A 6744-nucleotide genomic window follows, 5' to 3' on the forward strand; every position below is an offset into this window, starting at 1 on the left:
GTGACGTGAACAATCACCAGCCTGCCATGACCGCCCCCTCTCAGCGAATTTGCAGAACTCTCAGCACACTACCTCATTCGTCTGCATGTTTCGCCGATGTCCAGATGGTGCGCATGTGGCCCCAGCCGGTTTCCCGATAGTCCACTTCCGGCTAGGCCCGGCGCGTACTTGGTGGAGCCCCGCCAAGGTGCCGGGCCACTTAGAACGGCTACCAGGGACAGCACCACGTGACTGGGTAACAATTATTAGGTGTCGGCCGGATGGACGCGCCGGCTTACCGCCCAAATCTGCCAGCAGGCAATGCGCGCCCTCATCCGTTTCGGCCATGTCGCGAATTGTGTGACCTGAACGTCCGCTCTTGACATCCTTGAAGCTAGAGGCCCCCGAATTCGCCTCCGAATGTCAGTAATTGCGAGAGCGCTTCGGGCAATCCCGGAAAGAGCAATCCCACTTCAATCGCGATTACCGCGAGGACTTGGAGCAGGACGATGCGAGCGAGGCTGGAGCGGAACGGCTCCTTGCGCGTCTTGTGCCGGATCGTCTTTTGCGCGATCACAGTCCCGATGCTGCCGCCAATGATGGCGAGTGTAAGAAGCGTCGACTCTGGAATGCGTTGGGCACCGTTTTTGGCCATAGCCTTGTCGAACGCCATGGTGGCGTAAGCCAGCAAGTTTACCGCGACAGCGTAGCCGATGACCTCGATTGCAAACTGCCCCGGCATGCGCTCCTCCACCTTCCGGCCAGTATAACCTAAGCCCGCTAAATATCGGATGGCAACGGGTCCATCTAAATGGGCTATCTGAAACGTCGTCATGGTGACACGGAGTGACCGATGAGCCTGTCGAGTTCATCCTGGATCGGGCGCCTGTCGCGCTGATGGCCTTTTCCAACCAGGCCAAGCCTCTTCAGGGCGATACGCGGGAGATCAACCGGTCGACCTTGACGGGCAGCTCGTGAACCGCAGCGGCATGAGCCAGAATGAGTTTTACAAAGCCGATGGCGATGCCGAGGGTCATCGGTCCGGCGTCTTGGGCGGCCCGGTCGCGACCGAACGGATGAGCCGTTCGCGATCCAAAGCCGCGACTTTGCACTTCCCCAGATGTCTTTGCAGCATATCGAGCGCTGCGGCCTTGGAGCGGCGAGTGGACTTGCCTACATCGCACATGTCGTCGATATGAAGGTCGATGAGTTCGCCGAAGCTTTTCAGGCGCGCTGTACGTACAGGAAGGTCTCGCTGACGTAGCGACCTTTGCGACGGACTTGGACACGCCAGGAACCGGACGAGAGTTTTGTATAGGTGGCCATTCTTTCGTGTGCGCTCCGTGTGCACTGAGAGATCGATACGTGGCGAAAAGGGTCGTATTCTGGCGTAAATTCGTGTCACTCGGGTGGCTCTAACAATTTTGATGCTAAAGAAAAACAATCGCTTCGGCGATAGCTTCTGTTCGATGAACAGGCTGGCCGGTGCATGACGCAGGCCATGGAAGTCGTACTTGGCGATTTTGAGAGGATCGCCTTCGGGATCGAGCCTTGTCGGGTGGAGCCGGAATATGCCGGCACCGACGAGCATCGGCGTCCAGACGCGCGCAAGGATGTTGTGATGGTCGAGCGGCGTTCCTTCGTCGGAGGGGAACACCAAGCCATCGGGACCGTTCGCAATGGCCAGGCGCTGCTGCTTCAGGGCGTTGATTGCCATCGGCGCCAGCGGCACGTCGCGCTCGCGGCCGAAGTCTTCGGAAGCCCGAAATTTGCGCCCACGCGACCTTTCACCGTGAGGACGCCGCGCTTCAGGTCGACGGCGTTCCCTCTGAGGCACGCAGTTCGGAGGCGCGCAAGCCGCTAAATAGCGCCGTGACTATCAGGGCGCGGTGCTTGCCTTGGGCGGCGGCCAGTATTGTCCGCAACTCGGGTTTGGTCGGGATCTCGGGCCGCTTCAACTTTCGCCGATCGTTCGTCTTCACCTTGGCGTCCGACAGCGGATTGGTCGCCGCCAAGCCACGCCGCCTTGCTTCAACGAAGATCGCGCCGAGCGAACGCACAACGCGCTTGACCACGGCAAGCGATCGATCCTTCGCCAGTTCGTCAGCGAAGGCGTGGGCGTGCGGCGTGTTGAACTGCGAGAGCTTTCTGGCGCCGATCAGCGGCACGATGTGGATGTTGACGTGTTGGGCGTAGGCATCGCGCGTAGAGCGCTCCAAGCCTTCGGCGTCGCATCTTTCCAGCCACAGCTTCGACGCCTCTTTGATCGTGATCGAGGTGCTGTCTGCGACATGAACGCCAAGCTGCAGGTCACGTCGCACCTTTACCAGATAGGCGTCGGCATCCTTGCCCTTGTCGAACTGCTTGGCGCGGCGATTGCCGCCGGCATCGAAGTAGTCTGCCAGCCAGCGAACTTCACGGAGGGCAGGGTGCGCTTGCGGACCTTAGCCCTTCCTATCCCTAGCGGTACTTTGGATGACGTTGCGTGGTGTGGGAGCGAGCTTGCCAGACCGGATAGCGTTCCGCCTCTTTCGCCAACTCTCTTTCATTTCCGCGACGCTCCGATGGCCTCGAAAACCTCTTGGCCGATGGGGACATCTCCGGAGGCGTATTCATTCGCAAGCTTGATTGCTTCGCCCAACTTTGGATTGTTGGCGAGGCGCAAGTTCAACCAAAAGATTGAACAGGTTATCCAGACCGGAACATTAGCGCCGACTAAGGGTTAATGTCGGCAGTGTCCCGAATCATGATTGGCTGGAGCGATGCGGTACTGGCGTTCGATCTTGTCTATTTTTCCGGCCTGACCCTAGGCGACCTGCTGGGCAGCGTCATTTCGTTGCTGGCGTGTTTGGTGCTCTACAACGCTTTGGCTACGGACCGCCCGAACCGATAGGTCGGGTCTAACCCGCGATCGCCATTCCAAAGCCAAGGCCCAGGCCAATTGCGACGCCAAGGAACAGCTTGCCGGCCATGTCGATGCGAAGGCGCAAACAGGGCGCCATGCGTCTGTGCGGGCGCTCTGAGGCCGTTGCCGATGTCATCGAAGATCGTTTCCATCGGTCGAGTCTCCGAATCTTGTGAATCCCAAGTTTGCTCCGTCAAAGTCTAACGATCAGGGAAGCGCCATGGAAAGCACGTGCAGTAACGGTTGATTCAACCATTGCTGGTATAAGTGTGGGGTGGGTGGCGGCTCCGACANAAAGCACGTGCAGTAACGGTTGATTCAACCATTGCTGGTATAAGTGTGGGGTGGGTGGCGGCTCCGACAGTTCGGGGTGGAACTCAATGCCGAAGCCGCCTGCGCAGCCAAGGTTGGGGTTTGACCGCGCCGTCCTATTCTGGGACAGCGCGGTCAACGATTCGTTAAAATGATCCGGATCTAATTAAGTCGATGCTAATTGCGCCCTTCGGCCTTTTTGCGTCAGCCGGGAACATCCTCGCTCCGAGGCTGTTCGGTCCCGCCCGGCTCGAGTTCTCAGCGGTCCTGCCGGTGACCAAGATGGCCCCTCATTCATCATGGTCGGCCCGCGCTCGGAAGCAGGCGCGGGCCATCCCTGAACAAGCCCGGCGTCTCCAGATGTCAGCGCCCTGGCGCGAGCCGGACTGCATAACGATTGCGGATGTGGCTGTTAAAATAGACGCCCTTGGCAAAGGCAGCTTTGAACGCAGCAACGGCCTCAGCAGGTACGTCCAAAAAGTCGTAATGCTTCCCGCTCGCTACAAACCAAACCGAGAGAACCCTAGTGTTGGGGTCATAGTCGAACTTGCGTATCGAGGTCGACGGCATGGTATGCCATTCAAAAACTCAACTAGCCGAGTTGGCTGAAACTGTATTCGAATATGTGGCCGTGCTTTTCGTCGGCAACCCTGATCCAGATGGGCTCGCTGGTGCGCAGAGTGATGTCGCGATCCGTCGCCTCCCGCGCCGCCCTGATCGGCGTTGTCGCGTGGACAATGTGGGTAGCCGTCACGGTGTCGCCGTCCATTTCCTCAACGTGGTATTTCGGCACTTTTGGTCCTAAGCGTCCAGTTCGAGCGGGTCGTGCTCCGGATCGGCATGATAAGTGACCTGGCGAAAATCGCGCATATCGATCTGTTGCCCGCAAACAGGGCAAGGGAGGAAATGCGCGAGTTCGCTCGCGGGCGGGCCTTCATATCGGTGCCCGATTAGTGGTCTGCCGAGATCAGATAGCCTGGTCATTGTTTCCGCAGCGCCTTGGCTGCCCGCTCCAAAGTCTCGCGTTGGTTGCCGTGCTTCGCGATCAGCTCTTTGACCTGCTGGGGTGTGATGCCGGTCTTTGTTGCGAAATATTCAACTTCATAATCCTCGTCGGCTGAGACACGGTCCCGATCGCGAAAATCCCGCTTGCTCTTGTCATCGGCCATATCGTTTCCTCCTTCCCTCATCCCGCAACGTCGAGTTGACGTATTTGTTGCACCAAAAGGCTGATTTCCGGTTTCGGAACTATTTTAGCTTAATCGCCGGAGGGTGGGTCTGTGCATGCGTTTGAAGTTCATCGAGCCGTTGATGCCGACCCTTGTGGAGAAGCCTCTCGCGGGTGAAGATTGATGGGAAATGAGAAGCGGCTTTTGATCATGAACCACCTGGCCGGCGGCGAACTTTCGGCCGGTGTCCTCGCCGAGAAAGTTCAACTCAGCCAGTCGGCTTTGTCGCAGCATCTTGCCAAGCTCCGCGCCTTCGGCCTTGTCGGCACCGACGCGACGGTCAAGTAATCTACTACTACTGCTCATCCGGCGCAGCGCGCGAATTGCTAGCTATGCTGGACGGCTTCCTGATGACCGGACGACCGCTCGCGGGGCCAGGTCCGCACTACGTCGCCCAAAGACTTCGCCGGCTGCGAATGGCCTGAGAAGGCAAATCTAAGACCTAAACGGGGGCGACCCGAACCAGGTGGATCGCTAAGTTCGATGGACCTAACGGGGCACGAGCGGCCCGCGCCAGCCTGTAAAGCACAGCACGGGCCTGGTTGGCAGCGGGAGACGCTGCAACCACCCAACTCACCCGCCTGACGCCTGTTCCCCGGACAGACAAAAAGCCCGCCGCCTATGCGTTTTGCGCGCAATTAGTTCGCGCAGTTCACTGGCGCTAGTTGACCATCTCGCGCAGCGGCTTTTTTCGCCTCGGCGGTACATAGGGCGGCCCAGCAGCTTGTTGCGGGGGGGCGTAACGGGCGGCCACTGGGCCTGACCGGTGATACTTAGCGCCGGCTGGCAAACATATGGGCACTGCTACCAATGCCCACGAAACATACAAACGAAGGAAGGACGCGATCTAACCCACGATCGCCATTCCAAAGCCAACACCAAGGCCGACTGCGAGGCCAGGAACAGCGTGGCGGCAAGATCGAAGGCGAAGGCGCGGACGGGCGCCACAAGTCCGGCGGGGCTCCCTGAGGCCTGGCCGGTATCATCGGAAACCGTGTCCATGCCTTCATAGAAACGCCCGCACTGTGAATCCCCCTGGAACATTGTAGGCTCGAAACACTTGGGGCGGTCGCACTGTTCCCATATCAGTGTCTCCCAAAACTGCCCACTACCTGAACGGTGGTGGGCTTTTTTGTACATTAGCGGAACCTGAAATTTGGGGGCATGTTGATAGAACGGCAGCGAGTGGGTGTTCGCTGCTGGTCGAGGTCCCGCAAGACTCGGCCGGGCTCGCATCACACCTGCCCCGGTACGGTGCGAGCCCACCGTCGCGCGACCAAGCGAGATCCCGTGTGTCGGTCTCTATTTGGTACTCGGGGACGGCGGTTCATCATCACGATGGTTTATGGCACGTTGTCCGACATGCCGAGCGCCGGGCTCGGGCTGCAGCAAGTGCTGGTCGATAGCGGCGGCCTTGAACGCCGCAAATGCTACGGCCGGACTGCAGCTTCCATACTTGGCCTCCGCAATTAATCGGCATGCATCCCTATAGGCCGCCGCTCCCTTATTTGGCCACTGCCCCTGGAGCGCTTCCTCGGCCTCACAAATAGAGGAAACCGTCATTGATTTCCGGTCTACCCGCTTAACGAAAAGCGGTAAAAAGGTGCCCATGGCACAACCTCCGACCTCTTTTTAGTGCGCCGAACGCAACAAGAGCTTTTTGGTTCCATGCCTATTTGATTTTTGCCCATTTCAGCACAAGCCAATTGAATCGACGGGTTGGGACCACCCAGCTAGGGAACGGCATTCCAAAATTGTACGGAACCGTGGCGGGAATCACACATTCCTAATCTAAGCGGTCGATTCTTCGGATGTAGCCGTGACTATGGAAACCCGCTGTTGCGCGCGGATGGCGGGTTTTCTTGGCGTTGATCCGCTACCGGTAAGAGAGGCTAAGTCCCATGAAAGACCGGTGGGAACCTGACCACCAGTTCATTGAAAGCGCCCGCCGTGGCCAGCGCTGGGCGGAGAGAGAACTGGAATCCCTACAATCGACCATCCAAGAGACACGCCGCATCCTAGAGGCCTCACGGAAGCTCTTGGCAAAGATTGCCGAACGCAAAGACCATCCCCAGCCATAAGGGAATGGCCGGTGCAGTTGGGCAAGCTTGTGGGGGCTTAACCGCACCGGCCACTGCGGGAAGACAGGAAGCCCCGCGCTGCCAAAGATACAGGCGCATTAGCAACCGAGTAAATTATCTCGCAATGCCATCTTGAAGGCTTAACCGCGAAGCCAACTTAGTTCCTGACCTGGGACCCTTGTTCCCTCCAGTTCAATGGAGAGTCCGGAGTTTCATTTCTGGCCTCATGCGGCCTGTT

General features: G+C 58.6%; 9 protein-coding genes and 1 pseudogene. 3 read left to right on the top strand and 7 right to left on the bottom strand.

The window, feature by feature from the left end:
• Positions 1-373: 373 nt before the first annotated feature.
• The 3 genes from X728_RS0136770 to X728_RS1000000168110 form a co-directional block, all read right to left on the bottom strand.
• Complete coding sequence (locus X728_RS0136770; protein ID WP_031196249.1) at positions 374-721, bottom strand: DUF1294 domain-containing protein; 348 nt, start codon at positions 719-721, stop codon at positions 374-376.
• A gap of 291 nt (positions 722-1012) precedes the next feature.
• Positions 1013-1711, bottom strand: a complete 699-nt coding sequence (locus X728_RS1000000171950; RefSeq protein ID WP_023833293.1) for a hypothetical protein — start codon at positions 1709-1711, stop codon at positions 1013-1015.
• A gap of 76 nt (positions 1712-1787) precedes the next feature.
• A complete protein-coding gene (locus tag X728_RS1000000168110; protein ID WP_023833294.1) occupies positions 1788-2300 on the bottom strand; it encodes a hypothetical protein in 513 nt (170 codons plus the stop codon).
• Between X728_RS1000000168110 and X728_RS1000000170805 the strand changes: the two genes are divergently transcribed.
• Together X728_RS1000000170805 and X728_RS1000000171205 are read left to right on the top strand one after the other, a co-directional pair.
• Positions 2271-2705: a hypothetical protein gene (locus X728_RS1000000170805; RefSeq protein ID WP_155924070.1), complete on the top strand. Its 435-nt coding sequence runs from the start codon at positions 2271-2273 to the stop codon at positions 2703-2705. The two genes, X728_RS1000000168110 and X728_RS1000000170805, sit on opposite strands and share 30 nt — an antisense overlap.
• Positions 2706-2725: 20 nt before the next feature.
• Positions 2726-2872 (top strand): hypothetical protein, encoded by a 147-nt coding sequence (locus tag X728_RS1000000171205; protein ID WP_023833296.1) that lies wholly within the window; start codon positions 2726-2728, stop codon positions 2870-2872.
• 687 nt (positions 2873-3559) lie between these two features.
• Here the strand turns inward: X728_RS1000000171205 and X728_RS137170 are convergent.
• The 3 genes from X728_RS137170 to X728_RS137165 all read right to left on the bottom strand — a co-directional run bounded on the left by X728_RS137170 (position 3560) and on the right by X728_RS137165 (position 4365).
• Positions 3560-3766: a KTSC domain-containing protein gene (locus X728_RS137170; RefSeq protein WP_023833298.1), complete on the bottom strand. Its 207-nt coding sequence runs from the start codon at positions 3764-3766 to the stop codon at positions 3560-3562.
• Between the two features lie 22 nt (positions 3767-3788).
• Positions 3789-3989, bottom strand: a complete 201-nt coding sequence (locus X728_RS1000000170810) for a hypothetical protein (RefSeq protein WP_155924071.1) — start codon at positions 3987-3989, stop codon at positions 3789-3791.
• Between the two features lie 187 nt (positions 3990-4176).
• A complete protein-coding gene (locus X728_RS137165; protein WP_023833301.1) occupies positions 4177-4365 on the bottom strand; it encodes a DUF3606 domain-containing protein in 189 nt (62 codons plus the stop codon).
• A 183-nt stretch (positions 4366-4548) separates the two neighbouring features.
• Here X728_RS137165 and X728_RS01000000167500 point away from each other — a divergent pair.
• Positions 4549-4850 (top strand): annotated as a pseudogene (locus tag X728_RS01000000167500) (metalloregulator ArsR/SmtB family transcription factor).
• Between the two features lie 877 nt (positions 4851-5727).
• On the opposite strand, the gene X728_RS1000000169930 reads toward X728_RS01000000167500, so the two are convergent.
• Positions 5728-6036 carry a DUF982 domain-containing protein gene (locus X728_RS1000000169930; protein WP_081732538.1) on the bottom strand — a complete coding sequence of 103 codons (309 nt, stop codon included), beginning with the start codon at positions 6034-6036 and terminating at the stop codon, positions 5728-5730.
• Positions 6037-6744: the final 708 nt, after the last annotated feature.

This window comes from Mesorhizobium sp. L103C119B0 (assembly GCF_000502235.1).
Classification (GTDB): Bacteria; Pseudomonadota; Alphaproteobacteria; order Rhizobiales; family Rhizobiaceae; genus Mesorhizobium.

Coding starts and splice junctions, on each gene's coding strand:
- X728_RS0136770 (WP_031196249.1), bottom strand. CDS start 721: ATGCCGGGGCAGTTTGCAATCGAGGTCATCGGCTACGCTGTCGCGGTA.
- X728_RS1000000170805 (WP_155924070.1), top strand. CDS start 2,271: ATGAACGCCAAGCTGCAGGTCACGTCGCACCTTTACCAGATAGGCGTC.
- X728_RS1000000171205 (WP_023833296.1), top strand. CDS start 2,726: ATGATTGGCTGGAGCGATGCGGTACTGGCGTTCGATCTTGTCTATTTT.
- X728_RS137170 (WP_023833298.1), bottom strand. CDS start 3,766: ATGCCGTCGACCTCGATACGCAAGTTCGACTATGACCCCAACACTAGG.
- X728_RS137165 (WP_023833301.1), bottom strand. CDS start 4,365: ATGGCCGATGACAAGAGCAAGCGGGATTTTCGCGATCGGGACCGTGTC.
- X728_RS1000000169930 (WP_081732538.1), bottom strand. CDS start 6,036: ATGGGCACCTTTTTACCGCTTTTCGTTAAGCGGGTAGACCGGAAATCA.